The organism is Sinorhizobium sojae CCBAU 05684, from assembly GCF_002288525.1.
Taxonomy (GTDB): domain Bacteria; phylum Pseudomonadota; class Alphaproteobacteria; order Rhizobiales; family Rhizobiaceae; genus Sinorhizobium; species Sinorhizobium sojae.
Genome location: NZ_CP023067.1, coordinates 44,885 through 70,949 on the forward strand (window position 1 = coordinate 44,885; position 26,065 = coordinate 70,949).

Annotated in this window: 22 protein-coding genes; 9 read left to right on the forward strand and 13 right to left on the reverse strand. The window is 63.7% G+C overall.

Annotation, left to right across the window (positions count from 1 at the left end; all coding sequences use genetic code 11):
• The first annotated feature begins 312 nt into the window (after positions 1-312).
• The 4 genes from lnt (at position 313) to trmB (ending at position 4,786) form a co-directional block, all read left to right on the forward strand.
• Positions 313-1,908 (forward strand): apolipoprotein N-acyltransferase, encoded by a 1,596-nt coding sequence (gene lnt, locus SJ05684_RS00225; protein WP_095694179.1) that lies wholly within the window; start codon positions 313-315, stop codon positions 1,906-1,908.
• Between the two features lie 148 nt (positions 1,909-2,056).
• Positions 2,057-2,476 carry a helix-turn-helix domain-containing protein gene (locus SJ05684_RS00230; protein WP_034853806.1) on the forward strand — a complete coding sequence of 140 codons (420 nt, stop codon included), beginning with the start codon at positions 2,057-2,059 and terminating at the stop codon, positions 2,474-2,476.
• 206 nt (positions 2,477-2,682) lie between these two features.
• The gene (gene metK / locus SJ05684_RS00235; RefSeq protein ID WP_034853807.1) at positions 2,683-3,951 is read left to right on the forward strand and encodes a methionine adenosyltransferase; all 1,269 of its coding nucleotides are present in this window, start codon (positions 2,683-2,685) and stop codon (positions 3,949-3,951) included.
• Between the two features lie 136 nt (positions 3,952-4,087).
• Positions 4,088-4,786, forward strand: a complete 699-nt coding sequence (trmB, locus tag SJ05684_RS00240) for a tRNA (guanine(46)-N(7))-methyltransferase TrmB (protein ID WP_034853879.1) — start codon at positions 4,088-4,090, stop codon at positions 4,784-4,786.
• 319 nt (positions 4,787-5,105) lie between these two features.
• Here the strand turns inward: trmB and SJ05684_RS00245 are convergent, their stop codons facing one another.
• On the reverse strand, positions 5,106-5,363 hold the full coding sequence (locus tag SJ05684_RS00245) for a BQ00720 family protein (RefSeq protein WP_034853809.1): 258 nt from the start codon (positions 5,361-5,363) through the stop codon (positions 5,106-5,108).
• Positions 5,364-5,409: 46 nt separating this feature from the next.
• Complete coding sequence (locus tag SJ05684_RS00250) at positions 5,410-5,841, reverse strand: Hsp20 family protein (RefSeq protein WP_034853811.1); 432 nt, start codon at positions 5,839-5,841, stop codon at positions 5,410-5,412.
• 210 nt (positions 5,842-6,051) lie between these two features.
• Between SJ05684_RS00250 and SJ05684_RS00255 the strand changes: the two genes are divergently transcribed.
• Complete coding sequence (locus SJ05684_RS00255) at positions 6,052-6,996, forward strand: nucleoside hydrolase (protein ID WP_034853812.1); 945 nt, start codon at positions 6,052-6,054, stop codon at positions 6,994-6,996.
• Positions 6,997-7,070: 74 nt separating this feature from the next.
• Here the strand turns inward: SJ05684_RS00255 and SJ05684_RS00260 are convergent, their stop codons facing one another.
• The 3 genes from SJ05684_RS00260 to SJ05684_RS00270 form a co-directional block, all read right to left on the reverse strand.
• Positions 7,071-9,455 carry a methyl-accepting chemotaxis protein gene (locus SJ05684_RS00260; protein ID WP_034853814.1) on the reverse strand — a complete coding sequence of 795 codons (2,385 nt, stop codon included), beginning with the start codon at positions 9,453-9,455 and terminating at the stop codon, positions 7,071-7,073.
• A 275-nt stretch (positions 9,456-9,730) separates the two neighbouring features.
• Complete coding sequence (locus SJ05684_RS00265; protein WP_034853816.1) at positions 9,731-10,630, reverse strand: ribokinase; 900 nt, start codon at positions 10,628-10,630, stop codon at positions 9,731-9,733.
• A gap of 49 nt (positions 10,631-10,679) precedes the next feature.
• Positions 10,680-11,885, reverse strand: a complete 1,206-nt coding sequence (locus tag SJ05684_RS00270) for a DNA recombination protein RmuC (RefSeq protein ID WP_034853818.1) — start codon at positions 11,883-11,885, stop codon at positions 10,680-10,682.
• A gap of 149 nt (positions 11,886-12,034) precedes the next feature.
• Here SJ05684_RS00270 and def point away from each other — a divergent pair, with 149 nt between their 5' ends.
• The 3 genes from def (at position 12,035) to truA (ending at position 14,323) form a co-directional block, all read left to right on the forward strand.
• Entirely contained in the window at positions 12,035-12,559 is a 525-nt protein-coding gene (gene def, locus SJ05684_RS00275; RefSeq protein WP_034853820.1) for a peptide deformylase, read from the forward strand.
• 83 nt (positions 12,560-12,642) lie between these two features.
• Positions 12,643-13,578: a methionyl-tRNA formyltransferase gene (gene fmt / locus SJ05684_RS00280; protein ID WP_034853822.1), complete on the forward strand. Its 936-nt coding sequence runs from the start codon at positions 12,643-12,645 to the stop codon at positions 13,576-13,578.
• Position 13,579: 1 nt separating this feature from the next.
• Positions 13,580-14,323: a tRNA pseudouridine(38-40) synthase TruA gene (gene truA, locus SJ05684_RS00285; RefSeq protein WP_034853825.1), complete on the forward strand. Its 744-nt coding sequence runs from the start codon at positions 13,580-13,582 to the stop codon at positions 14,321-14,323.
• Positions 14,324-14,332: 9 nt separating this feature from the next.
• On the opposite strand, the gene SJ05684_RS00290 is transcribed toward truA, so the two are convergent.
• The 5 genes from SJ05684_RS00290 to SJ05684_RS00310 all read right to left on the reverse strand — a co-directional run bounded on the left by SJ05684_RS00290 (position 14,333) and on the right by SJ05684_RS00310 (position 21,590).
• Positions 14,333-14,929, reverse strand: a complete 597-nt coding sequence (locus SJ05684_RS00290; protein ID WP_034853827.1) for a hypothetical protein — start codon at positions 14,927-14,929, stop codon at positions 14,333-14,335.
• The gene (gene dapE / locus SJ05684_RS00295) at positions 14,916-16,109 is read right to left on the reverse strand and encodes a succinyl-diaminopimelate desuccinylase (RefSeq protein WP_034853829.1); all 1,194 of its coding nucleotides are present in this window, start codon (positions 16,107-16,109) and stop codon (positions 14,916-14,918) included. The genes SJ05684_RS00290 and dapE overlap by 14 nt, the downstream gene beginning before the upstream one ends.
• 140 nt (positions 16,110-16,249) lie before the next feature.
• Complete coding sequence (locus SJ05684_RS00300) at positions 16,250-19,435, reverse strand: efflux RND transporter permease subunit (protein WP_034853831.1); 3,186 nt, start codon at positions 19,433-19,435, stop codon at positions 16,250-16,252.
• Positions 19,436-19,547: 112 nt separating this feature from the next.
• Positions 19,548-20,735 carry an efflux RND transporter periplasmic adaptor subunit gene (locus tag SJ05684_RS00305; RefSeq protein ID WP_034853833.1) on the reverse strand — a complete coding sequence of 396 codons (1,188 nt, stop codon included), beginning with the start codon at positions 20,733-20,735 and terminating at the stop codon, positions 19,548-19,550.
• Between the two features lie 39 nt (positions 20,736-20,774).
• A complete protein-coding gene (locus SJ05684_RS00310; protein WP_034853835.1) occupies positions 20,775-21,590 on the reverse strand; it encodes an alpha/beta hydrolase in 816 nt (271 codons plus the stop codon).
• A 135-nt stretch (positions 21,591-21,725) separates the two neighbouring features.
• On the opposite strand from SJ05684_RS00310, the gene SJ05684_RS00315 reads away from it, so the two are divergent.
• Complete coding sequence (locus tag SJ05684_RS00315; protein WP_034853837.1) at positions 21,726-22,634, forward strand: LysR family transcriptional regulator; 909 nt, start codon at positions 21,726-21,728, stop codon at positions 22,632-22,634.
• Positions 22,635-22,672: 38 nt separating this feature from the next.
• On the opposite strand, the gene SJ05684_RS00320 is transcribed toward SJ05684_RS00315, so the two are convergent.
• The 3 genes from SJ05684_RS00320 to dapD all read right to left on the reverse strand — a co-directional run bounded on the left by SJ05684_RS00320 (position 22,673) and on the right by dapD (position 25,945).
• Entirely contained in the window at positions 22,673-24,553 is a 1,881-nt protein-coding gene (locus tag SJ05684_RS00320) for a DEAD/DEAH box helicase (protein WP_034853880.1), read from the reverse strand.
• 148 nt (positions 24,554-24,701) lie between these two features.
• Complete coding sequence (locus SJ05684_RS00325) at positions 24,702-25,085, reverse strand: DUF805 domain-containing protein (RefSeq protein ID WP_034853838.1); 384 nt, start codon at positions 25,083-25,085, stop codon at positions 24,702-24,704.
• Positions 25,086-25,087: 2 nt separating this feature from the next.
• Positions 25,088-25,945 carry a 2,3,4,5-tetrahydropyridine-2,6-dicarboxylate N-succinyltransferase gene (dapD, locus tag SJ05684_RS00330; protein ID WP_034853840.1) on the reverse strand — a complete coding sequence of 286 codons (858 nt, stop codon included), beginning with the start codon at positions 25,943-25,945 and terminating at the stop codon, positions 25,088-25,090.
• Positions 25,946-26,065: the final 120 nt, after the last annotated feature.

Sequence of the window (26,065 nt, forward strand, 5' to 3'; positions counted from 1 at the left end):
TGTGACTCCTTTGTCACTCAACATACCCGGTCCCGGCGCCCAAGACTGATCGCCGCAGGCGGAGTCGAACGCCTGATGACGACATGGTACGCAAGAATGGGAAAACCGATAGCTGCGCTCCAGCATATTTGGCAACTGTGGTTAACCCGTATCAATCTTATCTCAACCGCCACGCGAAGTCATCGGCGCAATTGCTACGTCTGACAGGATAGCGGCCGCTGTGGCGGGACAAGCCGCCGTTTTTTTGGAAAACTGCCGCCGATCGATTCGGTTCTTCCCGTGCGGCTTTTCCGGCCGCCGATTGGAGTGTCAATGGAACGACTGGCAGGTAAAATCATCCTCCTTTCCGGAGTATCCAGAGCATTTGTCGGCTTTCTCGCCGGCCTTGTGGCAATGTTCGCCCAAGCGCCTTTCGGGATCTTTGCGGCGGCCTTCCTGTCTTTCCCAATTCTGGTCTGGTTGATCGATGGCGTGGCCCCCGATCCGAACGAGAGCCTCGTCCGGCGCCTGCTGCCGGCCGTTTCGATCGGCTGGAGCTTTGGCTTCGGCTATTTTCTTGGTGGTTTATGGTGGCTCGGAAACGCCCTTCTCGTGGAGGCGGATGTCTTCGCCTGGGCGCTGCCGCTGGCGGTCATAGGACTCCCTGCTTTTCTCGCGCTCTTCTATGCCTTCGCCGTGCTCGTGGCCCGCTGTCTCTGGTCCGACGGTGTCGGCCGTATTGCCGCGCTTGCTCTCGGCTTTGGCCTTGCGGAATGGCTGCGCAGTTTCCTCTTCACCGGCTTTCCCTGGAATGCGATTGGCTATGCGGCGATACCGATGCCGCTGATGATGCAATCGGCAAGTGTCGTGAACCTCGCAACGATCAATATGCTGGCCGTCTTCGTGTTTGCGGCCCCCGCCCTCGTCGGTACGGGCAAGGGAGCACGCATCGGTCTTGCCGCCGCCATCGCACTCTTCGCCGCGCATATCGGCTTCGGCTACTACAGGCTGACCCTGCCGGCACCGGCGGCGACGGAACCGCCATCGACGGTGCGGCTGGTTCAACCGGTCATCGACCAGGCGAAGAAGCTCGACGACCGCGAGCGCGCCGCAGTTTTCGAGGAGCATCTCGCGCTGACCGCCGCGCCGGGGGAGGAGGGCGCTAAAAGGCCGGACATCGTGGTCTGGCCGGAAACATCGATCCCCTTCATCCTGACGGACAATCCCGACGCGCTGACTCGCATCGCCGAGGTTCTCGGTGAGGGGCAGATCCTCATCACCGGCGCTGTTCGCGCCGAGGATGCGGGCGCCGGCCTGCCGCCGCGCTATTACAATTCGATCTATGTCATCGACGACCGCGGCCAGATCGTCGGCGCTGCCGACAAGGTTCACCTGGTACCCTTCGGCGAATATCTGCCGTTTGAGCAATTGCTTTCGTCCTGGGGCCTGAGTTCCGTCGCCGCCTCGATGCCCGGCGGCTTTTCGGCGGCGCGAACGCGTCCGCTGCTGACGCTGCCGGGGGGCGGGACGATATATCCGCTGATCTGCTATGAAGCGATCTTTGCCGACGAGATCGACGGCAACGGCCATCTGGCCGACGCGCTCTTGAACGTTACCAATGATGCCTGGTTCGGCGATACGCCCGGTCCCCGCCAGCATTTTCACCAGGCGCAGCTCCGTACCGTCGAAAGTGGGACGCCGATGATCCGCTCCGCCAATAGCGGTATATCAGCAATGATTGATGCACGCGGTGTTTTAGTGGTAGGATTGGGATACAATTACAAGGGAGTTGTAGATACTACCCTACCGGGAAAAATGCTCACGGCGACTGATGCTATTACGCGCGGCCGGATTTTCTGGGTTGCGACGGGAATTCTCTTTTTGATTGCGTTTTTTTCTCGCAGAAGTTTCAGTCATCGGAAGAATTGACCAAAAACCCCTAAAATTGCATAGTGGTTTTTACCATCAACCTCCACCTGCCGCTATAGCGCTGCCTTCGCGGGCAGCGTGCTTCTGATGCAAGGATAAGCAATGAGAGGTTGTGGCTCAATGAAACAGCGTGTTTAGGAACGCGAAAATGGTCGAAAATAAGAAGAAGCCGAATCCGATCGACATTCATGTCGGCAGCCGGATTCGCCTTCGCCGGACGATGCTTGGCATGAGCCAGGAGAAGCTCGGCGAGAGTCTGGGGATCACCTTTCAACAGATCCAGAAATACGAAAAGGGCACGAACCGCGTCGGCGCCAGCCGCCTGCAGAACATCGCCACGATCCTCAATGTCCCGGTCTCGTTTTTCTTCGAGGATGCCCCGGGGGAGGGAACCGGCGTACATTCCGGAACGGGGGAGCCGTCCAGTTCCAACTATGTGGTCGATTTCCTGTCGTCCTCCGAAGGGCTGCAGCTCAATCGCGCCTTCGTCAGGATTTCCGACCCGAAGGTCCGACGCAAGTTGGTGGATCTCGTCAAGGCGCTGGCCGCGGAGGCGGAGAGCGATTGAGGCAAACCCTTTGAGTAAACTTGAAAAAGCGGCCCCGGGCCGCTTTTTTCATGCGGTCGGCGCGTTCCGTGCCAGCACCCTGACGCCAGCCTCGCCAGAGATTGTGATGCCGATATAAACATATATTTATGTCGTTGTTCGCTTGTTTTTCGGCGGCAAAACCACTAACAGTTCGGGACGCTTCTTTCACTGAGGGGACTTCCCGCATGCGCGCAAACTACCTGTTCACGAGTGAATCCGTAGCCGAAGGTCATCCGGACAAAGTGTGTGACCGCATTTCCGACGAGATCGTCGATCTGGTCTACCGCGAAGCGGCGAAGTCCGGAGTCGACCCCTGGAGTGTGCGCATTGCCTGCGAGACGCTGGCGACGACCAACCGTGTCGTTATTGCCGGCGAAGTCCGCCTCCCGCCGAGCCTCCTGAAAAAGGACAAGAACGGCAACGACGTGATCAACCCGTCGAAGTTCAAGTCCGCCGCCCGCAAGGCCATTCGTGATATCGGCTATGAGCAGGACGGCTTCCACTGGAAGACGGCCAAGATCGACGTGCTCCTGCATTTCCAGTCCGCGCATATAGCCCAGGGCGTCGATAGTGCCGCCGACAAGCAGGGCGAGGAGGGGGCCGGCGACCAGGGCATCATGTTCGGCTATGCCTGCCGCGAGACGGCCGAACTCATGCCGGCTCCCATCTACTATTCGCATCGCATCCTGAACCTGCTCGCCGCCGCGCGCAAAAAGGGCGACGGCGAAGTCGCCAAGCTCGGCCCGGACGCCAAGAGTCAGGTGACCGTCCGTTATATCGACGGCAAGCCGGCGGAGGTCACCTCAATCGTGCTTTCGACGCAGCATCTCGACGAGAGCTGGGATTCGGCCAAGGTTCGCGCCGTCGTCGAGCCATATATCCTCGAAGCGCTCGCCGACCTGAAGATCGCCGACGACTGCACCTGGTACATCAATCCAACCGGCAAGTTCGTCATTGGTGGGCCGGACGGCGATGCGGGTCTTACCGGCCGGAAGATCATCGTCGATACCTATGGCGGTGCCGCGCCCCATGGTGGCGGCGCCTTTTCCGGCAAGGACACGACCAAGGTCGACCGCTCGGCTGCCTATGCAGCTCGCTACCTCGCCAAGAACGTGGTGGCGGCCGGCCTGTCCGAACGTTGCACCATCCAGCTCTCCTACGCGATCGGTGTCGCGCAGCCGCTGTCGATCTATGTCGACCTGCACGGCACGGGCAAGGTCTCCGAAGACCAAGTCGAAAGGGCGATCCGCAAGACTATGGACCTCTCCCCCACTGGCATTCGCCGCCACCTCGATCTCAACCGTCCGATCTATGCCAAGACGGCCGCTTACGGCCATTTCGGACGCAAGGCCGGCCGCGACGGCTCCTTCTCCTGGGAAAAGCTCGATCTCGTGAAGCCGCTCAAGGAAGCGATCGCGCTCGACGCTGCGGCGGTCAACGGCCGCGCCGCCTGACCTGCCAGCGGTCGGCAGGAATCACCCTCAAGGGAAAGCATCGGGCCACGGATCGATTCGGATGCGTGGTTCTGCTAAATCGGGGCGGATGCTCGCAAACGGGCATCCGCCCTGACTGTTGGAATGGAACGACGACATGACTGAACCGCGCCGCGCCAGAGCAACGGAGGCCTTCTACGGCCGCCGCAAGGGCAAGCCCTTGCGAGAGCGCCAGGCCACGAATCTGGAAACCCTTCTGCCGGTTCTGAAGCTCGACGTGGGCCGTCCGGCGCCTGCCACTCTGTCCGAGCTCTTCCCCGTGCCGGTCGAGCGGATCCGTCTGGAGATCGGCTTCGGCGGCGGCGAGCACCTCGTGCATCGCGCCGCGGAGGATCCGTCCACGGGCTTCATCGGCGTGGAGCCCTTCGTCAATTCCATGGCAAAGCTGCTCGGCCAGATTCAAACGCGGGGGATCAGCAATATCCGGCTTTACGACGACGATGCGACCCAGGTGCTCGACTGGCTGCCGGCCGCCTGTCTGGACCAGATCGATCTGCTCTATCCCGATCCCTGGCCGAAGCGGAAGCACTGGAAGCGGCGTTTCGTCTCGACGGTCAATCTTGACCGTATCGCCCGCGCGCTGAGACCCGGCGGCCTCTTCTGTTTCGCCTCGGACATCGACAGCTACGTCAACTGGACCCTCATCCATTGCCGCGATCACGCAGCCTTCGAATGGACGGCGGAAAATGCGGCCGATTGGCTGTCGCCATTCCCGGGCTGGCCGAGCACGCGCTACGAGGCCAAGGCCCGCCGGGAGGGCCGCAAGTCCGCCTATCTGACTTTCCGGCGTATTTAGCGCAGGTCGCATTGCCCTCACCCTAGCCCTCTCCCCGCAAGCGGGGAGAGGGGACACAGGCGCAATTTGCGGCTACTGCATGTCTCCTCAAATCGACCCGGTTTAAGGACAAAGACAGGTAGCAATTCAAAGTGCTACAGCGAATCTTTGCGCGTCTGATAAGACGCGCGGCGCTTTAGAGTCTACGCCCGCGAGCATGTGAACGGCCGCGGCACGGCCCCTCTCCCCGCCTGCGGGGAGAAGATCGCGGCGGCGGGATGAGGGGCGATGCCGCGACCAGATGAAGGGCAATTCACAGCTTCGGCACAGGGGCCAGCAATCAATGCAGGCTTACGGTGCGCAGATCGTCTTCCGCTGCTTTGAAAAAGGTGCTGGAACGATTGTCGGTCAAGAGGATCGGCGTTCCGTCGGCCGCAAACAGGGCCCAGAGATCGATGCCGGGGCCCATTTCAGGCGCTTCCGGGAAACAGCGGGAGACCTCCTCCGAACGCATCTTGCGGATATAGCCAACTTCGCCTGCGCCGAGATGCGCGAGGTCGTTCTTGGACAGCGATGTGCTGATGGTTTTCAGTCCCATGGTCGTGCTCCGTGGTCGCCGGCGCGGGAAATACCCGCCGGTTATCCTATTCTGGGACCGAAATGTTAATTTTCTTTACCATTTTGACCGGTTCGGGCCGCACGAGATCGACAGATAGAAGCCCGTTGCGCAATTCCGCACCGAGGACCTGCATACCGTCGGCAAGGACGAAGGTGCGCTGGAACTGGCGGGCTGCGATGCCGCGATGGAGATAATCCCTCTCGCCGGTTTCTATCTGGCGACCGCGGATGACGAGCTGGTTTTCCTCGGTCGTTACGTCTAGGTCGTCCTCGGAAAAGCCGGCGACGGCGAGTGTGATGCGCAAGCGTTCCGGTGAGCCGGCCGTGCCGTCGCCGTGAATGCGCTCGATATTGTAGGGAGGGTAACCGTCGTTCGCCTTGGCGATGCGCTCAAGGGTCTTTTCCATGCTGTCGAAGCCCACCAGGAGCGGGCTCGTAAAAGGCGTAATCCTGCTCATTCCTCAAGTCCTTGCGAGCTCAAGCGACCATCTTTAGGACCTGCCAAGCAGCATCCTGCCAAGCAATATGGTAGCTGTGCGCAACGAGTGCAAGCGGCTTGCCTCCGCCGCGCACGCAAATCATAGTCCTCCAGACGCGGGCCTCGAGCCGCGCCGTGGTTGTGGGTTTGGCGGCAAACCCGCAGGATCGAGATGGCAGGAGTGAGACAAGTGTCAAACGCGCGAAAGATCATCATCGACACGGATCCGGGGCAGGATGATGCGGCCGCGATCATGCTCGCCTTCGGCAGCCCGGAAGAGATCGACGTCCTCGGCATCACCACCGTCGCAGGCAATGTCCCGCTCACGCTGACGGCGCGCAACGCCCGGATCGTCTGCGAGCTTTGCGGCAGGACGGACGTGAGGGTCTTCGCCGGGGCTGACAGGCCGGTGGCGCGCCCGCTCGTCACCGCCGAGCACGTCCATGGCAAGACCGGGCTCGACGGCCCCGATCTGAGCGAGCCGACAATAGCGCTTCAGGACCAGCACGCCGTCGATTTCATCATTGCGACGCTCAAGGCCGAGGCGCCGGGCGCAGTGACGCTTTGCACGCTTGGTCCGCTCACCAACATTGCGCTCGCCCTCACTAAGGCGCCGGAGATTGCCCCGCGGGTACGGGAACTGGTGATGATGGGGGGCGGCTTTTTCGAGGGCGGCAACATCACGCCGGCGGCCGAATTCAACGTCTTTGTCGATCCGGAAGCCGCCGAAATCGTCTTCCGTTCCGGCATCCCGATCGTGATGATGCCGCTCGACGTGACGCACCGCGTCCTCACGCATCAGGTCCGTGTCGAGAAGATCCGCGCCATCGGCAGCCCGGCGGCGGTTGCGCTGGCGGAGATGCTGGAGTTCTTCGAGCGCTTCGATATCGAGAAATACGGCACCGATGGTGGGCCGCTGCATGACCCGACTGTGATCGCCTATCTGTTGCGGCCAGAGCTCTTCACCGGTCGCGACTGCAATGTGGAGATCGAAACGACTTCGGCGCTGACCACCGGCATGACTGTCGTCGACTGGTGGCAGGTCACCGGTCGCGAGCATAATGCCAGGGTCATGCGGCACATCGACGACGAGGGCTTCTTCGATCTGCTCACAGATCGTCTGGCGCGTATCTGAGTATTCCCCGGGGCGATGGCCCCGAATATGCAAACGGCGCCAATGGGCGCCGTTTGCTGTTTCTCCTGTTTTGGTCAGAACTCTTCCCAGTTGTTGTCCGCCAGGGCGTTGGCGCCGATGGTCCGGACCGGCGTGCGCTGCCTCGGGGCGGAGTAGCCACTACCTTGCTGCGGGCGGTTGTCTGCGGCGGAATGGGGACGGGAAGCAGAACCTTCGGCTGACCGCATGCGCTCGGCGGTGCCCCGCAGCCGATCGGCGGCGACCTGCGCCGGCTCCTGCTCCGCCAGGTGGAAGCGGGAGACGAGAGCGCTGAGCGCGCGGGCCTCGTCGTTCAGCGCCACGCTGGCCGCCGTCGTCTCCTCGACCATGGCGGCGTTCTGCTGCGTCACCTGGTCCATCTGGTTGACGGCCGAGTTGATCTCCTTGAGCCCGACCGCCTGCTCGGAGGCGGAGCTCGAGATCTGGCGGATCAGCCCGTTGATTTCGACCACCTGCTCTGCGATCTTTTCGAGCGCGCCGCCCGCCTTGCCGACCAGATCGACACCCTCGCGCACCTGGCCCGCCGAGGTGTTGATCAGCGTCTTGATCTCCTTGGCGGCATTTGCGGAGCGCTGGGCGAGCTCGCGGACTTCCTGCGCCACGACCGCAAAGCCCTTGCCCGCCTCGCCGGCGCGAGCGGCTTCGACTCCGGCATTGAGCGCCAGGAGATTGGTCTGGAAAGCAATCTCGTCGATGACGCCGATGATGCGGCTGACTTCATGCGAGGATTGCTCGATGCCATGCATTGCAGCGATCGCCTTTTGCACGACTTCGCCCGACTGTTCGGCATCGCTGCTGGCGAGTTCGACGGATTTCGCGGCGACCTTCGCGTTTTCGGCGCTGGCATTGACCTGCGAAGTCAGCTCGTCGAGGGCGGCTGCGGTTTCCTCGAGACTTGCTGCCTGCTGTTCGGTCCGCTGCGAGAGATCGTTCGCGGCGCTCGAAATTTCGCCGGTACCGCCGCCGATGTTGACGACGGACTGGTTGACGGTGCGGATCGTCTCTTCGAGGCTCTCCATGGTCGCGTTGAAGTCGCGTTTGAGCTGCGCGTATTCACCGGGGAATTCATCCAAGATCCGAAAGGCGAGATCGCCGGATGCGAGATGCGAGAGGCCCTTGCCGAGGCGTGCGACGATGTCGCGCTGGAGCGCGCTGGTTTCGGCTCGCTCGCTCTCCGAGCGGCTGCGTTCGCGCTCCGCCTGCTCGCGTTCGTGCCGGGCTTCGCTTTCCAGGCGTGTGTTGTCGGCAAGCTGGTGGCGGAAGCCTTCGAGCGCCTTGGCCACGGCGCCGGTTTCGTCGGTGCGGTCCTGGCCGGAGATCGGATTTCCATAATCACCGTTTCCGAGCGTCTCTACGTCGCGCACGAGCCCGGAGAGCGGATTCTGCACGAAACGGCGCACGGCGACATAGAGGCCCGTGAGCACGGCGAGGAGGACGACGAGGCCGCCACCGATCATCATATAGGTCTGGTCGTTGACCGGGGCGTTGATGACGGCCCGAGGCACGTCCACGAGCACGACCCAGCTGGCGTTCACATTGGGTAGCTTGAAGGGATAGACGACGCGATCGAAGGGTTCGTTTCCGTCATAGCTCAGGTTCCTGATCGTGCCGGAGGCGTCTGACGAGAGGGCATTCTCGATCATCTCGGCGCCTTCGCCCTCATAATCCTTCATGAGCAATTCGGGAATCGGCGCGGCGAGCCATTTTCCGCTCTGCGAAAGCAGGTATACGCGGCCCGACCCGAAAGGCTTGAGCTTGCCGAGCCGGTCGGCGAGCGAAGCGAGCGAAATGTCGACGCCCGAGACACCGATCATCCTGCCGTCTGACATCACCGGATAGGCGATCGACGTCATCGTCGTCGGTACGTCGGTGCCCTCGGCGAGATAAGGTTGCGTGATCGCGCCCTTGCCACTCTTCGCGGCCAGAGCGTACCATTCGGCAGCATAGTCGGCGCCGAAGGTCGAAAATTGCGCCTGGCCGTCGCGGTTCTTCGACCAGTAGGGCGTGAAGACGCCGTCTGCGTTGGCGCCGAGTTCCTTGCTGTTGGCGACTTCCTGCTGACGCCCGTCGAAGGCCTTGATCTCCTCGGCAAACCAGCTGCCGAAGGCGAATTCATGCTGGTCCAGGTTTGCCTTCAGAAGGTTGATGGCGCCAGCGCGGTCGACGGCCTTTCCCGCGTGGGCGCGCCCGAGCACGCCTGACATCGTCCGCGCCGCCGCGGCGAGCTCGCCGACGCTGCCGGCGATGTCGGAAGCAATGGCGCGTGCTTCCGCCTGCGCGCCGTCAAAGACCAGCGTCTCGACGCGGTCCTGGGTCTGGGAAATGAGAACGAAATTCGACGCAAGCAGCACCAGGGCAATTGTGCCGCCCGTCACGGCAATCAGCTTGGTCGCCAGCGATTTGGCATGGAACTTGATCATTAAATCCTCACGCACTGAGAGTCCGCAGCTTGCGATGCGGCGCGACAGTCCGAACTGTAGGGTGAAACTCCATCATGGAGCGCGTGATGCCGACCGGCATGAAGGAACCGGGCCAAAAATGGCTCGCTTCGTAATCTGGATAAACGATCAAAGATTAAGATAGAGGCAACAAATCGGCCGATTCCTGGCCCTTTCGAGGATATCCGGGGTGCAGGAGTCCTTGTCGCGACAGAGCCTATCCGGATTGCGAATGGCGGTATATTGGCGCGGCTCCGTCAGAGGCGGGCCGCCACCTCGGAGGCGTGCGGGATGGACGGTTGCGCGCCTGGCTTCTGGCAGGCAAGCGACCCGGCTACGGCGGCGCGGCGAAGCGCTTCGGGGAAGGAGAGCCCCGCATCGAGGCTTGCGGCGAGATAGCCGCAGAAGGTGTCGCCGGCGCCGACCGTGTCGATGGGCTCGATCGCCAGCCCCTTGGCGCGATGGACCTCGCCATCGTGGATCGCCACGACGCCGTCGGCGCCCAGCGTGACGATCACGGTCTGCCCGGTCTCCGTGTGCAGAGCCTTCATCGCCTCGTCCCGCTCGGCGCCTGCGATGCCGCTCCTGCCGGCCAGCAATTCGAACTCGGTTTCGTTTGCGATGACAATATCGGCCATGCGGCCCAAACGGGCCGCGTCTGGCGTCAGCGGCGCAATGTTGATCACGGAGCGGATGCCGCGGCGCCGGGCCTCAGTAAGTGCCTTCTCCACGGAGGCAGCCGGTATTTCGAGTTGCAACATCAGCGTGTCGCCGGGCGACATCGACTCGACGGCGGCAATGGCGTCGGCGTCGCTGACGGCGGCATTGGCACTCGCGACGACGACGATGACATTCTCGCCATCGCCGCCGACGATGATGTGTGCGGTACCGGTCGGCGCCTCGGCCGTCTTCACAAGATCGAGATCGGTGCCCGCCTCCTTGAGCAGCGCAAGCGCGCCTTCGGCGAAGCTGTCCGAGCCGACGGCACCGGCCATTCGCACGGAAGCGCCGGCGCGGCGGGCAGCCAGCGCCTGGTTGGCGCCCTTGCCGCCGGCGGCGGTGGCAAAGCCGGTCCCGGCAACGGTTTCGCCGGGCTTCGGGAGGCGCGCGGTCGTGGCGATCAGGTCCATGTTGATGGACCCAAGGATAGTGATCATGTGGGTGTGCCCGTCGGTTGCTGATTTTGCCGGAGAGTGCCCGAGCGCGTCAGTCCTCGTCAACCACTCTGAGCTTCAATTGACCGATGCGGCCGTCGATGGACCGCTCGCTCAGCCCTTCTCCCTTGCTGCTGCGCTCGGGTGGGGGTACCGTTTCCAGTTCCAGCGTCTCGATCTTCGCGCCGCGGCGCGTCAGCTTGTCGGAGGAGACGAGGATATCGTCGATATCCTTCTGCGCCATGGCGAAGTGTCCCTGGAGCTTGCGCACGCGCTCGTCGAGGCGCGACAGATCCTCCATCAGGCGGACGACCTCGCCCTGGATCAGATGCGCCTGCTCGCGCATGCGTGCGTCCTTCAGGATCGCCTGGATAACCTGGATCGCAAGGAGCAGCAGCGATGGCGAGACGATGACGACGCGCTGGCGATGCGCCTTCTGTACGATTGCCTCGAAATGCTCGTGGATCTCGGCGAAGATCGATTCGGACGGGACGAAGAGAAACGCGGTCTCCTGCGTTTCGCCGGAGAGCAGGTATTTTCCGGCGATATCGCGGATATGAACCTCCATGTCACGGCGGAAGGCCTGCGCGGCCTGCTGGCGCCGTTCGGCGCTCGCGGCATCGCGCATGGCGTTCCAGGCCTCCAGCGGGAATTTGGCGTCGATGACGAGCGGCGGCTGGTCGTTCGGCATGCGGATGACGCAGTCCGGCCGGCCCCCGTTGGAGAGCGTCGCCTGAAAGGTGTAGGCGCCGATCGGCAGTCCATCCGCGACGATCGCCTCCATGCGCGACTGGCCGAAGGCACCGCGCGTCTGCTTGTTGGAAAGGATGCTCTGCAGCCCGGCCATGTCCTTGGCGAGCGCCTGGATGTTGTTCTGGGCGCTGTCGATGACGGCCAACCGCTCCTGCAGCCGCCGGAGATTCTCGTGTGTTGCCTTGGTCTGCTCGCTGATCGAGGCGCCGATCCGGTGCGTCATCCCGTCGATCCGCTGGCTGAGCGATTGGTTGAGCTCGGCCTGTCGGGCGCCGAAGACGTCCGTCATGGCTGCGATCCGCCCCTGCATCTCCGTCTGTGCCGCAAGAAGGGCCGTTATCTGCTCGGCGCGCTCGTCTGCACGAAGCGCCCGGTTACGGCGCGCGGCCATGATCGCGAGGAGTGCCATCAGCAAGGCGGCAGCGGTGATAAGATGTCCCGCGGCGACGGGCAGGGCGCCGAGTTGAAACAGCGGCTGGTCGAAGGAAAAGGCGATGGGCTCCATGGCCGCAGCCTAACAGATTCGTTTCCGATAGCCAGATCAAAACGAGAACAAAGAAAAATCGCGCCTCGGCGGGAGTCTGTCGAGGTCCGGTCCGACCCGCCATCGGCAATTTCCTTGCGCCCGGGCGGAAAGATCGGTTATGGAGCGGCATGACGATCAAGCCGCTTATCATCCTTCCCGATCCCATTCTGCGCCAGATGTCGCCGCCGGTAGAGACTGTCGACGACGAGGTCCGCCGCCTTGCCGACGATATGCTCGAAACCATGTACGATGCCCCCGGCATCGGCCTTGCGGCTATCCAGATCGGCGTGCCGAGGCGCCTGCTGGTGCTGGATGTCACCAAGGAGGGCGAGGAGAGAAAGCCGCTCGTCTTCATCAATCCGAAGGTCGTCCGCGCCTCCGACGAGCGCTCGGTCTACGAGGAAGGCTGCCTGTCGATTCCGGACTACTACGCCGAAGTCGAGCGCCCGGCGGCGATCACCGTCGAATTTCTCGACCGCGATGGCAAGGAGCGGACCATCGAGGCCGACGGGCTGCTTGCCACCTGCCTGCAGCACGAGATCGATCACCTTAACGGGGTGCTCTTCATCGACCATATTTCCAAGCTCAAGCGCGATATGGTGATTCGCAAGTTCACCAAGGCCGCCAAGATGCGCGGGAGCCGTGCGATCTGACCGCTCCGATTGAGGTGGCATCAGAGATCGGCGCTTGAGCACGACGCCGTTTCGCGCAATCGAGAGATACGGAGTTCACCGATTTGCCGCTTCGCATCATCTTCATGGGCACACCGGAATTTGCCGTTCCGACGCTGGCAGCGCTGGCAGAAGCCGGGCACGAGATCGTCGCCGTCTACACGCAGCCGCCGCGTCCCGGCGGCCGGCGCGGCCTCGATCTCCAGAAGTCTCCGGTGCATCAGGCGGCGGAGCTTCTGGGCGCCCCGGTGTTCACACCCGTCAACTTCAAGGACCCGGCCGATCGCCGGAGCTTCCGCGAGTTCAATGCCGATGTCGCAGTCGTCGTCGCCTACGGGCTCTTGCTGCCGGAGGAGATTCTCTCGGGCACGCGCCACGGCTGCTACAACGGCCACGCCTCGCTTCTTCCGCGCTGGCGGGGTGCCGCGCCCATCCAGCGCGCCATCATGGCCGGCGACAGCGAGACCGGCATCATGGTGATGAAAATGGACAAGGGGCTAGACACCGGCCCCGTCGCGCTGACCGAGCGCGTTGCGATCGGTGAAACGATGACGGCCGGCGAATTGCACGACAAGCTGATGCATGTCGGCGCGGGCCTGATGAAGGAGGCGATGGTGAAGCTTGAGGCCGGCGACCTGACGCTGACGCCGCAGCCGGAGGAGGGCGTCGTCTACGCCGCCAAGATCACCAAGGACGAGACGCGCATCGATTTTTCAAAGCCTGCGCGCGAGGTCCACAACCATATTCGCGGCCTGTCGCCCTTTCCCGGCGCCTGGTTCGAACTCGAGGTCGCCGGCCGCGTGGAACGGACGAAAGTTCTGGGGTCGGAACTTGCCGAAGGAACCGGCGCGCCCGGTACCGTGCTCGACGAAGCATTGACGATCGCCTGCGGCGAGGGGGCCGTGCGGCCGACGCGTTTGCAGCGCGCGGGCGGCAAGGTGCTTCCCACGGCCGAGTTTCTGCGCGGCACGCCCGTTCCGGCCGGTTCGAGGGTCGCCTGATATGCCGCGCTATCGCCTGACCGTCGAGTATGACGGCTCCGATTATGTCGGCTGGCAGCGGCAGGAAAACGGCCCTTCCGTGCAAGGGGCGATCGAGAAGGCAGTGCTATCGCTGACCGGCGAGACGGTCTCGATCCGCGGTGCGGGGCGCACCGATTCCGGCGTTCATGCGATCGGCCAGGTGGCGCATGTCGATCTGGGGCGCGAATGGAATAGCCACACGCTGCGCAACGCCCTGAACGCCCACCTGACGCTCGCCGGCGAGCGGGTCTCGATCCTCGATGCGGCGGAAGTGCCGCCGGATTTCGACGCGCGCTTTTCCGCCGCCCGCCGCCATTATCTCTACCGCATCATTTCCCGCCGTTCGCCGCTGGCGCTCGAGGCAAGGCGCGCCTGGTGGGTGCCGAAGACGCTTGACCACGTGGCCATGCACGAGGCGGCACAGCGGCTCGTCGGCCATCACGATTTCACCACCTTCCGCTCGGCTCATTGCCAGGCGACGAGCCCGATGCGCACACTCGACCGGCTGGACGTTACCCGCAACGGCGAACTCATCGAGATCCGGGCGAGCGCTCAGAGCTTCCTGCATAACCAGATCCGCTCCTTCGCCGGGTCGCTGAAGCTCGTCGGCGAGGGCAAATGGACGCCGGACGATCTACAGACGGCACTCGAAGCGCGAGACCGCAAGGCCTGCGGTCCCGTCGCGCCGCCGGAGGGTCTTTATTTCATGCAGGTGGATTACTGAACCCGCAGCTCAACCCGGTGCCAGGCCGAAGAGATGCTGCAGATATTGTCCGACCATCATCGACGGCAGCAGGAAGAGCCCCGTCAGCGCCGCAGCGAGCAGGTTCTCATTGCCGGTGATGGTGCGGAGGAGCCGGAAGAGCAGGGCGATACTGGCGAAGAGCACGATCAGCCACAGGAATGCGGTCACCTGCTGGATTCCGCGCGTAAGGAGCAGGATCGCCGCCGGCACCGCCATCGCATAGGAGAGGGGCACCGACAGCCAATTGGTGGTGACGATGACCGGCACCACGAGGCCGACAAAGCCGAGCGGCCGTGAAAGGACGACGATCAGCAGGATCGGCACGAGCCAGCTTGCGAGATCCACGATGAAGAGCTTGAGGAAAAAGCTGCCGCCGACGGTCGTGCCGCTCGGCATTACGGAAAGATAGTAGAGACGCCAGGAGGCCCAGGTCACCGCCATCGCCGGCAGCGACCAGAGGATCGCCGCGAAGGAGCGCCACAGGCCGCGTTCGCTGATGTCGAGCCAGCCATAGCCGTCGTGATTGCCGAGGATCAGCAGCCAGAGACCCTTGACGTAGGCGAGCACCTCGTCAAGCGACGGCATGGCCGAACCAGCGGGCGATGAAGGATTCATAGATGGTGGTGAGCGTCTCGAGGTCGGCGATCGCGACGCGCTCGTCGACCATGTGCATCGTCTGTCCGACGAGGCCGAATTCGACGACCGGGCAAAAATCCTTGATAAAGCGTGCATCCGAGGTGCCACCGGTGGTGGAGAGCTTCGGCCGGCGTCCGGTGACGCTTTCGACCGCGCCCGAAAGCGAGTCGATCAGCGCATCGTTGCGCGTCAGGAAGACGTGGCTCGGACGTTCGTTCCAGGCGATCTCGTAGCTGACCGGCGCCCGGCCGGGTCTGAGCCTGTCGTCTCGCGCGGCCTTGTCGAGCCGAGAGACGATCTCCGCCATCAGCTTCTCGGCCGTCCAGCTATCGTTGAAGCGGATGTTGAAAGCAGCACTTGCCTTGGCGGGAATGACATTCACGGCGGCATTGCCGACATCGATCGTCGTCACTTCCAGGTTGGACGGCTGGAAATTCTCCGTGCCCTCGTCGAAGGGCGGGTACATTAGAGCCTGGACGAGTTGCACGACGCCGCGCACCGGATTGTCGGCGAGGTGCGGATAGGCGGCGTGCCCCTGAACGCCATGGACGGTGATGCGGCCGGAGAGTGAACCGCGCCGGCCGATCTTGATCATGTCGCCGAGCTTATCGGGATTGGTCGGTTCGCCGACGAGGCTGGCGTCCCATCGCTCGCCCTGGGCTGCCGCCCATTCGAGCAGCTTCACTGTACCGTTGATCGCCGGACCCTCCTCGTCGCCGGTGATGAGGAAGGAGATCGAGCCTTCCGGCGGACCATGCTTCTCGATGTGCCGGGCGACCGCGGCCACGAAGCAGGCGATGCCGCCCTTCATGTCGACCGCGCCGCGGCCATACATTTCGCCATCCGCGATCTCCGCGGAGAACGGACCATGGGTCCAGGCGGCCTCGTCGCCGACAGGGACGACATCCGTGTGGCCGGCGAACATCAGATGCGGACCTTGTGTGCCGAGCCGGGCATAGAGGTTCTCGATATCGGCAGTCCCGGCCTCCTTCGCCACGACGCGATCCACCTTGAAGCCGAGCGGCGACAGCATCCTCTCCAGCGCCGCGAGCGCCCCGCCTTCGGCCGGAGTTACCGATGGGCAGCGGATGAGGGTGGCGAGATTGGAGATCGGATCGGTCGGAAACATCGAGCGGAATGCCTGCGGTGCCGGTGGGCCAATGGAAGGAATTGTTGGTTTATCCGATCGATTCCGAGCTGTCACGCGATGATGGAATCGAAAACGGGCCGGACGATCGTCCGGCCCGCTTCCAGCATGATCGGAGAAGCCTATTCGCCCGGGGCGAGATGCGGCGCTTCGATCCGGGCTCCCGCGTGCTTCAGCGGTCGCTCGCCGGAGAGCTTGCGGACCAGCACGTAGAAGACCGGCGTCATGAAAATGCCGAAGGCGGTGACACCGATCATACCGGCAAAGACCGCAATGCCCATGGCCGAGCGCATTTCCGCGCCGGCACCGGTGGAGGTGACGAGCGGCACGACGCCCATGATGAAGGCCATGGAGGTCATCAGGATCGGTCGGAGGCGAAGCCGGCTCGCCTCGATCGCGGCGCTGACGGCATTGCTGCCGGAGAGCTCGAGTTCGCGGGCGAACTCGACGATCAGAATCGCGTTCTTCGCCGACAGCCCCACGAGCACGATGAGGCCGATCTGCGTAAAGACATTGTTGTCGCCACCCGTCAGCCAAACGCCCGCGAGCGCGGCCATGATGCCCATGGGCACGATGAGGATGATGGCGATCGGCAGCATCAGGCTCTCATATTGCGCGGCGAGCACAAGATAGACGAGCAGCAGCGCTAGCGGGAAGATGAGAACGCCCGAATTGCCGGCAAGAATCTGCTGGTAGGTCAGGTCCGTCCACTCGAAGCTGATGCCAGTCGGCAGTGTTTCCGCCGCGATTCGCTCGACCGCCGCCTGCGCCTGCCCCGAGGAGAAGCCCGGAGCCGGCCCGCCATTGATGTCGGCGGCGAGAAAGCCGTTGTAGCGGATCGCCCGCTCGGCGCCGACCGTCTGCTCGACCCTCAGCAGGGCGGAGAGCGGGATCATTTCGCCCGACGCCGAACGCACCTTCAGCTTGCCGATGTCGTCCGCATGGCTGCGGTAGCTCGCATCCGCCTGGATTCGCACGCTGTAGGTCCTGCCGAAGGCGTTGAAGTCGTTCACGTAGAGCGAGCCCAGATAGATCTGCAGCGTTTCGAAAACGTCCGTCACCGCCACGCCGAGCTGGCGCGCCTTGGTGCGGTCGAGGTCGGCATAGAGCTGCGGCACGTTGATCTGGTAGCTCGAATAGAGCCCGGCGAGCTCCGGCGCCTGCATCGCCTTGCCCAGGAAAGCCTTGGCGGCATCGTCCAGGGCGCGGTAGCCGAGGCCGTTCCTATCCTCGATCTGCAGCTTGAAACCGCCCGTCGTGCCCAGGCCCTGGACCGGCGGCGGCGGGAACATGGCGATGAAGGCATCCTGGATCGCCCCGAACTGCTGGTTCAGTTGCATGGCGATCGCGCCACCGGAAAGATCGGGCGTCGTGCGCTCCTCGAAGGGCTTCAGCGACACGAAGACGATGCCGGAATTCGAGGAGTTGGTGAAGCCGTTGATCGAAAGGCCCGGGAAGGCGATGGCATGCTCGATGCCCGGATGCTGCATCGCGATGTCGCTCATGCGGCGGATCACGTCTTCCGTACGGTCGAGCGTCGCCGCATCCGGCAGCTGCGCAAAGCCGATCAGATACTGCTTGTCCTGCGCCGGCACGAAGCCGCCGGGGACGGAGCGGAACAGGACGAAGGTGACGCCGAGAAGGACGACATAGACGCCCATGATCAGCGACTTGCGCGTGAGGATGCCGCCGACCCCCCGTCCATAGGCTTCGGAGCTCGCTCCGAAGAAGCGGTTGAAGCCGCGGAAGAACCAGCCGAAGGCTTTGTCCATTGCCCGCGTCAGCAGGTCCTTCGGCGCGCGGTGATCCTTGAGCAGAAGCGCGGCGAGTGCCGGCGAGAGCGTCAGGGAGTTGAGGGCGGAGATCACCGTCGAGATCGCGATGGTCAGGGCGAACTGGCGGTAGAACTGACCGGTGAGGCCGGTTATGAAGGCGAGCGGCACGAAGACCGCGACCAGCACCAAAGCGATCGCGATGATCGGACCGGAGACCTCCTGCATGGCGCGATAGGTGGCCTGCACCGGAGACAGGCCCTGCTCGATGTTGCGCTCGACGTTCTCGACGACGACAATGGCGTCGTCCACGACGATGCCGATCGCCAGCACCAGCCCGAAAAGGCTCAGCGCATTGATCGAGAAGCCGAAGACATACATTACCGCGAAGGTGCCGACGATCGAGACGGGAACGGCGACGAGCGGAATGATCGAGGCGCGCCAGGTCTGCAGGAAGACGATCACTACGAGCACCACCAACGCAATCGCCTCGAGCAGGGTGTGCACGACCGATTCGATCGAGGCCCGGACGAACTGCGTCGTGTCGTAGACGATCTCGTAGTCGACGCCTTCCGGCATGGTCTGCTTCAGCTCGGCCATGACCTTGTGGACGTTTTCGGAGATCTGGATGGCGTTCGAGCCCGGGGCCTGGAACACGCCCATGCCGACGGCGGCCCTGTTGTCTAGGAGTGAGCGCAGCGAGTAGTCGGCAGCCCCCATCTCGATGCGCGCGACGTCGCCGAGGCGCGTGATCTCGCCATTGGCGCCGGAGTTGACGACGATGTCGGCGAAGTCCTCGGGTGTTTTCAGACGGCCTTGGGCGTTGACCGAGAGCTGCAGGTCGAGCCCGGGGACGGAAGGCGAGGCGCCGATCACGCCGGCGGCCGCCTGGACATTCTGCCCGCGAATGGCATTGGCGATGTCGCTCGCCGCAAGCCCGCGCGCGGCGGCCTTTTCCGGGTCGATCCAGACGCGCATCGAATAGTCGCCGCCGCCGAATATCTGTACTTGGCCTACGCCCTCGACCCGCGCCAGCCGGTCCTTCACCTTGAGCACGCCGTAATTGCGCAGATAGTTGATGTCGTATTGCCCGTTCGGCGAAATGAGATGGACGACGAGCGTCAGGTCGGGCGAGCTCTTGACGGTGGTGACGCCGAGGCGGCGCACCTCCTCCGGCAGCCGCGGCTCGGCCTGCGAGACGCGGTTCTGCACGAGCTGTTGCGCCTGGTCCGGATCGGTGCCGAGCTCGAAGGTGACCGTCAGCGTCATCAGGCCGTCGGCAGTCGCCTGGCTCTGCATGTAGAGCATCCCCTCGACGCCGTTGATCTGCTCTTCGAGCGGCGTTGCGACCGTTTCGGCGATGACGGCCGGGTTGGCGCCGGGATACTGCGCGCGAACGACGATCTGCGGCGGCACCACTTCCGGATATTCCGAGATGGGCAGGCCGGTCATGCCGATCAGGCCCGCGACGAAAATCAGCACCGAGAGAACGCCCGCGAAAACCGGGCGGTCGACGAAGAAGCGTGAGAAGTTCATGTCATCCCCCTTTGGGACAAATCAGGCGCGCAGCGGGCTTTTGCGGGCAAGAATGCTCGCTCGCCGGCTCGGCGGATGCAGTTTTGTGTTCGGAGCCCCGCGGGGCGATTGGCTATGGCTTGGTGATCGACGCCGTCGTTTCGTCGATCGGTTGCGGAGCGACGACCACGCCGGGGCGCACGCGCTGCAAGCCGTTGACGACGATGGTCTCGCCGGGCGTCAGCCCGTCCTCGACGATTCTGAGGCCATCGGCGGTCGGGCCAAGCGTCACCTGCCGGTATTCGACGGTGTTGTCGGTGCCGACGACCAGCACGAATTTCTTGTCCTGGTCCGATCCGATCGCGCGGTCGCTGATCACCAGCTTCTCGGCCGGCTCCGGATCGCCGAGACGGATGCGGACGAACTGGCCAGGAATCAAGCGGCCATCGGCATTGGCGAGTGCCGCACGGAGCCGGATGGTGCCGGTCGCCGCATTCACTTCGTTGTCGATCAGCTGGATATGGCCCTGGATCGGCGTGCCCTCGTCGGCGGCGGTGCCGATTTGAACCGGAATTCGCTCGATCGCATTCGTTCCGGAAAGCTGGGCAAGCGCGGCGGCCACGACTTCCTCGTTGACGTTGAAGCTTGCATAGATCGGGTCGATCGAGACGATGGTCGTCAGCACCGGCGAGGCGGCACCGGCGGCAACGAGATTGCCGGCCGTTACCTCGAGCGCTCCGACACGTCCGGTGATCGGTGCCCGCACCTGCGTGTATTCCAGGTCGAGCCGTGCCGAGCGGAGCGCCGCCTTGGCGGAGCGGACATTGGCTTGCGCCTCGTCATAGGCGCTCAGCCTCTGGTCGACGCCGCTTTGCGGGATCGCACTGGTGGCAACGAGCTTGCGGCCGCGCTCGAGCTCGGTTTTTGCAAACGCCACCCTTGCTTCGGCCGCCGCGACCTCCGCTTCGGCGCGCTCGACGGCGGCGGCATAGGGCGCGGGATCGATCGTCAGGAGCAGGTCACCTTTCTCCACCAGCGCCCCCTCGCGGAAGTCGGCGCTCTGGATAGCGCCACCGACGCGGGGGCGAACCTCGACTCGCTCGATCGCCTCGAGGCGGCCCGAGAAACTTTCCCAGGTCGTGATCCGGCGCGTCTCCGCCCTGGCGACGGAAACAGGGACGGCCTGCGGTGCCGCCTCGGCCGCCGCGTCCGCCTGGGATCGTGCGGGCAGGCCGAAGACGACGGCCGCACCGCCAGCGATGGACAATAGAATACTGAGGCCGGCGCCCCACAGGGCCCGGCGGGCAATGGTCGATGTCATGTTTTCTCCTTGCCGGTTGGGAGCCGGCTCTTGTGCTGCTTACTGCTTGGCCGGCTTGGCCCCCGCCGCTTGGAAGAAGCGGGAGAAAAGGCCGGATATGGTTTCTTGCTGCGAGGGCCAGTCTTGCTCGGCCGTGCCATTCGTCGGCAGCCAGGCCGCGCGCCCCGGCAGCATGTGGAGCTCGACCGGAACGTCGGCCTTGCGCAGGCGCTCGGCGTAGGCTTCGGTTTCGTCGCGCGTCGGACATTCCTCGCTGGTGACGATCAGCGCCGGAACCAGGCCGCCAAGTCGAGTGCAATGGCTGGGTGCCGCATAGGGATGGGTCAGACCGCTGCCTTCGCCGAGATATTGCTGCCAGCCGTCGGCGATCGACTGCGCCGAGCTCTGCGGACAGAACTTGCGGAACGACGGCGTCGCGAGACATGGATCGAGCAGCGGCGAGAGCAGGATCTGGCCCTTGAGATCGGTCAGGAACTGGTCGCGCGCCATCAGTGCCAGGCCGGCCGCAAGATTGCCGCCCGCCTCCTCGCCGGCGACGAACAGCGTTGATTTCTTGCGCGCGAATTGCGGGCAGCGGCTGCGCATCGAGGCGAGCATCGAATAGGCGACGTCGATCGCCGCCGGGAATGGATTGAGGCAGGCAGAGGGATAGTCCGGCGCGACGACGACTGCACCGGCGGCAGCCAATGCGGTCGCGATCTTTTCGCCTGCGGCGATCGATTCGCCGACAAAGCTTCCGCCGTGGAGATGCAACACGACCGGCGGCGGCGACAGCAAGAACTCACCGCGATAGACGCGCACGCCGCACGAACCGCAGTTCGTTTGCATCGTCTCTTCGGTAAAATGCGTCTCCATCTCTTGCCTCCGCGCTGGGTGAATCCCTAGATGATGGACACCCGCGACATCACTATCCTAACATTGTCCTTCATTTGGAATAGTCTGCAGAATTCGACTACACTATTCGGTATTTGGAACAATTCGGTTATTGAAATGGATCAGCTAACGGCCATGCGCGTGTTTCTCCGGGTGGTGGAAACCGGCAATTTCACCCGCGCCTCCGCCTCCCTCAACATGCCGAAGGCGACAGTCACCAACCTTATCCAGGGCTTGGAAGCGCATCTGCGCACCAAACTCCTGAACCGAACGACGCGGCGGGTGCTGGTGACGCCCGACGGCGCTCTCTACTATGAACGCGCCGCTCGCCTCCTCTCCGACCTCGACGAACTGGACGGCAGCTTGTCGACTGCGCAAAGCCTGCCCAAGGGGCGACTGCGCGTCGAAACGGCGAGCGCATTTGCCAACCTGATCATCATCCCGGCGCTGCCCGAGTTTCACAGGAAATATCCGGATATCCAGATCGATCTCGGCGTTTCCGATCGTACGATCGACTATCTCGCGGAGAATGTCGACTGCGCCATTCGTGGCGGCACGCTGACGGATCAGTCGCTGATTGCCCGCCGCATCACGGACATGAAATTCATATCCTGCGCGTCGCGGGACTTCCTGGCGCAGCACGCGACACCGCGCCATCCGTCCGACCTTGAGAAGAATTGCCATGTCGTCGGCTATTTCCTGCCGAAGACCGGACGGCAGATGCCGTTCCATTTCCGCCGCGGCAACGAGGAGATCGAGGTCAACGGCCGCTATACGGTGGCGGCCAACGAGTCGACGACCTATCTTGCCGCCGCGCGCGCCGGTCTCGGCATCATCCAGGCACCGCTCTTCATGGTTCGTGACGACCTTAGCGCCGGCACTCTGGTCCCGGTCCTCGTCGATTGGGAGATCGACCCGACACCCATCTATCTCGTCTATCCGCCAAACCGGCACCTGAGCAGCCGCCTGCGCGTCTTCGCCGATTGGGTGGTGAGGGTGGTGGCTCAGGCGCAGATGGACGGCTGAGCCAGCTCCCGCAGACAGCGGGGGCTTTCGGAGCGCGTTTATCGGTGCTGCGGCTTGTTGTGTTTCGTCTTCGGCTTGAAGCCGCCGCGCTCTTTTTTCGCGCCCGGATAGGATTTCTTCTTGCCCGGCGATGTCTCGCCGCGCCCGTCCGAGCGAGTCTCCTGCGACGGTTTCCTTTCGCCTTTGTGCTTCGGCTTGAAATCTGAGGATTCGCGCTCCGGCGCCCGTGCAGCCGGTCTTCTTGCGAACTCCGCCTTGTTGGAGGGTGGCTGAGAGAAATCCGGTGTTCCGGTGAGCGGCTTGACGCGGATGCTCTTTTCCAATGTGCGGTCGGGGCCGATTGCCTCCAGCAAACGCTCCGCGCCTTCGGCCGAAAGCTCGACAAAGGTCTCCTGCGGCTGCATGCGGATTGCACCGATCTGGCGCTTGGAAAGCCCGCCCTGGCGGCAGAGCATGGGGATCAGCCAACGCGGTTCGGCGTTCTGCTTGCGTCCGACCGAAAGCGAAAACCAGCGTCCGTCGGGGAAATCCGGCCGAACCGGCGTCGTGTCTTCACGCAAGGGCGCAGGCCCGTCCCGACGGCCTTTCCTGCGATCATCGGCAAGCGAGACGTCGGAAAGCTCTTCCGGCGCGGAACGGCTCGCGCGGAACCGCCGCAGGAGAGCGGCAGCCAATTTCTGCGCGCCGTGGCGGTCGATCAGCGCCTCGGCCAGCGCCTGCTCGTCGTCGCGCAGCGGTTCGTCGAAGGCCGGATCGGCAAGAAGGCGCTCCTCGTCCCGGCGCGTCACCTCGTCCGCAGACGGCGGCTTGGCCCAGGCGGCCACGATGCGGGCGCCGTCCAGCAGCCGCTCGGCCTTTCGCCGTTGATTGATGGGAACGATCAGCGCGCTGATGCCCTTCTGTCCGGCGCGGCCGGTGCGGCCGCTCCGGTGCAGCAGCGTTTCCGGATTGTTCGGCAGGTCGGCATGGATAACGAGTTCCAGGCCCGGCAGGTCGATGCCGCGCGCTGCGACGTCGGTCGCGATGCAGACCCGGGCACGACCGTCACGCATCGCCTGGAGCGCATGGGTCCGCTCGTTCTGGCTGAGCTCTCCTGAAAGGGCCACCACCGAGAAGCCGCGATTGTTGAAGCGGGCCGTCAGATGGTTGACCGCTGCGCGCGTCGAGCAGAAGACGATTGCGTTGCGCGCCTCGTAATAGCGCAGCACGTTGATGATGGCATTCTCCCGGTCGTTCTGGGAGACGACAAGGGACCGGTACTCGATATCTCCATGCTGCTTCTCTTCCGAGGCAATGCCGATGCGCACGGCATCGCGCTGATAGCTCTTGGCAAGTGTCGCGATGGCACGAGGCACGGTCGCCGAGAACATCAGCGTGCGGCGTTTGGCGGGTGCCGCCTCCAGGATGAACTCCAGGTCCTCGCGGAAACCGAGATCGAGCATCTCGTCGGCCTCATCCAGCACCACAGCACGAAGCGCCGAAATGTCGAGCGAATCGCGCCGGATATGGTCGCAGAGCCGTCCCGGCGTGCCCACGACGATATGAGCGCCGCGCTCCAGCGCGCGCCGCTCGCTGCGGATATCCATGCCGCCGACGCAGGAGGCGATCGTTGCGCCCGCCGCCGCATAAAGCCATTCGAGCTCGCGCTTTACCTGTAGCGCAAGTTCGCGCGTCGGTGCGATGACGAGCGCCAGCGGCGCCCCGGCGGCATCGAGCTTCTGGGTTTCGCCAAGCAGCGTCGGCGCCATCGCCAGGCCGAAGGCCACGGTCTTGCCGGAGCCGGTTTGGGCGGAGACAAGCGCATCCGCGTCTTGAAGCGCCGGATCGAGCATTGCCTGTTGGACGGGTGTCAGCGTCTCATAGCCGCGTTTGGCCAACGCCTCGGCGATCGCGGGGGCGATCCCTTCGAATTCTGTCATGTCTCGTCTTTCGGATTCGGTCTTCGCGCCGACAGACGAGCAGGCCCTCTTGGCCGCCATCAGGCGTCGATCGCCGCGGCCAACGTCGCGGCCAGTTCAATTGCGCCGCTACATACGCGCTCGGAGCAGGAATGTACAGGCGGAATTGTCAACGGTTCGGCCCGTTCCGACGCCCGCCGAATTCGTTCGCGCCCTGGGAGCCCGGCCAGAGACAGAGGGCGATGAAGACGATAGGGCTTAAGACCGGAATGAAAAGACAGAGCGCCAACGGACCGGGATAGCCGATATCGTGCAAACGCTTGATCGACAGCATGACCAGCGAGACAGTCGACACGAATCCGGAAGCGATCAGCGCCAGCGTCCAGAGCGCCAGAGGCGCATCCTGGCCCTCGTATTTCAACACCTGCGCCAGCAGCAAGCCGCCCGTGAAGAGCCAGAAGAGCCAGGAGAGAAAGAAGGGCAGGCGGCCGATCCGGCCGGAGGGGCTGAAAAACAGCCAGGTCATGCTTGGCTGCCGCCCCTCCTCGGTCATTGTCAATCCCGGAGAAGCTCGTTGATGCCGGTCTTCGAACGGGTCTTTTCGTCGACCCGCTTCACGATGACGGCGCAATAGAGGTTCGGCGCCGGCTGGCCGTTGGCCATAGTCGAGCCGGACGGCATGGAGCCGGCGACGACGACCGAATAGGGCGGCACTTCGCCGTACATCACTTCGCCCGTGGCACGATCGACGATCTTGGTCGATTTGCCGATGAAGACGCCCATGCCGAGAACCGAACCTTCACGGACGATACAGCCTTCGACCACTTCGGAACGGGCGCCGATGAAGCAATTGTCCTCGATGATGGTCGGACCGGCCTGCATGGGCTCGAGCACTCCGCCGATGCCGACGCCGCCTGAAAGATGCACGTTCTTGCCGATCTGCGCGCAGGAGCCGACGGTCGCCCAGGTATCCACCATCGTCGATTCGCCGACATAGGCACCGAGATTGACGAAGGAGGGCATCAGGACCGCGTTCGGCGCGATATAGGCAGAACGGCGGACGACACAGTTCGGCACGGCGCGAAAGCCCGCCTTCTCGAATTCGTTGACGCTCCAACCGTCGAACTTCGAGGGAACCTTATCCCACCAGACCGACTCGCCCGGACCGCCCTTGACGAGTTCCATCGGGCTCAGCCGGAAGGAAAGGAGAACGGCCTTCTTGAGCCATTGATTGACCGTCCAGGTGCCGTCTTCGCCCCGCTCGGCCACACGTACTTTGCCGCTGTCGAGCAGATTAAGCGCCGTCTCCACCGCGTCGCGGATCGCTCCGCGCGTGCCGGTGTTGACGGTCTCGCGATTTTCAAAGGCGGTCTCGATCGTCTGCGACAGGGAGGCGAGGTCGTGGGTCGTCATCGGAATTCCTTAATGGTCAGCAGTTGTCCAGCAAGCTCTACTGCATAAATCCTGAAATCGGAACCGATTCAAGGACGGAATTGGAATGGTAATCCAGTGGGTGGCCGCGGGCGTGACACG

Excerpts from the sequence above, each read along its gene's own strand:
- SJ05684_RS00245 (WP_034853809.1), bottom strand. The coding sequence starts at position 5,363 with ATGGGACTGAAAACCATCAGCACATCGCTGTCCAAGAACGACCTCGCG.
- SJ05684_RS00310 (WP_034853835.1), bottom strand. The coding sequence starts at position 21,590 with ATGGAGACGCATTTTACCGAAGAGACGATGCAAACGAACTGCGGTTCG.
- SJ05684_RS00230 (WP_034853806.1), top strand. The coding sequence starts at position 2,057 with ATGGTCGAAAATAAGAAGAAGCCGAATCCGATCGACATTCATGTCGGC.
- SJ05684_RS00305 (WP_034853833.1), bottom strand. The coding sequence starts at position 20,735 with ATGACATCGACCATTGCCCGCCGGGCCCTGTGGGGCGCCGGCCTCAGT.
- SJ05684_RS00250 (WP_034853811.1), bottom strand. The coding sequence starts at position 5,841 with ATGAGCAGGATTACGCCTTTTACGAGCCCGCTCCTGGTGGGCTTCGAC.
- truA (WP_034853825.1), top strand. The coding sequence starts at position 13,580 with ATGCCGCGCTATCGCCTGACCGTCGAGTATGACGGCTCCGATTATGTC.
- SJ05684_RS00320 (WP_034853880.1), bottom strand. The coding sequence starts at position 24,553 with ATGACAGAATTCGAAGGGATCGCCCCCGCGATCGCCGAGGCGTTGGCC.
- SJ05684_RS00270 (WP_034853818.1), bottom strand. The coding sequence starts at position 11,885 with ATGGAGCCCATCGCCTTTTCCTTCGACCAGCCGCTGTTTCAACTCGGC.
- SJ05684_RS00260 (WP_034853814.1), bottom strand. The coding sequence starts at position 9,455 with ATGATCAAGTTCCATGCCAAATCGCTGGCGACCAAGCTGATTGCCGTG.
- lnt (WP_095694179.1), top strand. The coding sequence starts at position 313 with ATGGAACGACTGGCAGGTAAAATCATCCTCCTTTCCGGAGTATCCAGA.
- SJ05684_RS00315 (WP_034853837.1), top strand. The coding sequence starts at position 21,726 with ATGGATCAGCTAACGGCCATGCGCGTGTTTCTCCGGGTGGTGGAAACC.
- def (WP_034853820.1), top strand. The coding sequence starts at position 12,035 with ATGACGATCAAGCCGCTTATCATCCTTCCCGATCCCATTCTGCGCCAG.
- SJ05684_RS00290 (WP_034853827.1), bottom strand. The coding sequence starts at position 14,929 with ATGCCGTCGCTTGACGAGGTGCTCGCCTACGTCAAGGGTCTCTGGCTG.
- dapE (WP_034853829.1), bottom strand. The coding sequence starts at position 16,109 with ATGTTTCCGACCGATCCGATCTCCAATCTCGCCACCCTCATCCGCTGC.
- dapD (WP_034853840.1), bottom strand. The coding sequence starts at position 25,945 with ATGACGACCCACGACCTCGCCTCCCTGTCGCAGACGATCGAGACCGCC.
- metK (WP_034853807.1), top strand. The coding sequence starts at position 2,683 with ATGCGCGCAAACTACCTGTTCACGAGTGAATCCGTAGCCGAAGGTCAT.
- SJ05684_RS00300 (WP_034853831.1), bottom strand. The coding sequence starts at position 19,435 with ATGAACTTCTCACGCTTCTTCGTCGACCGCCCGGTTTTCGCGGGCGTT.
- trmB (WP_034853879.1), top strand. The coding sequence starts at position 4,088 with ATGACTGAACCGCGCCGCGCCAGAGCAACGGAGGCCTTCTACGGCCGC.
- SJ05684_RS00325 (WP_034853838.1), bottom strand. The coding sequence starts at position 25,085 with ATGACCGAGGAGGGGCGGCAGCCAAGCATGACCTGGCTGTTTTTCAGC.
- SJ05684_RS00265 (WP_034853816.1), bottom strand. The coding sequence starts at position 10,630 with ATGATCACTATCCTTGGGTCCATCAACATGGACCTGATCGCCACGACC.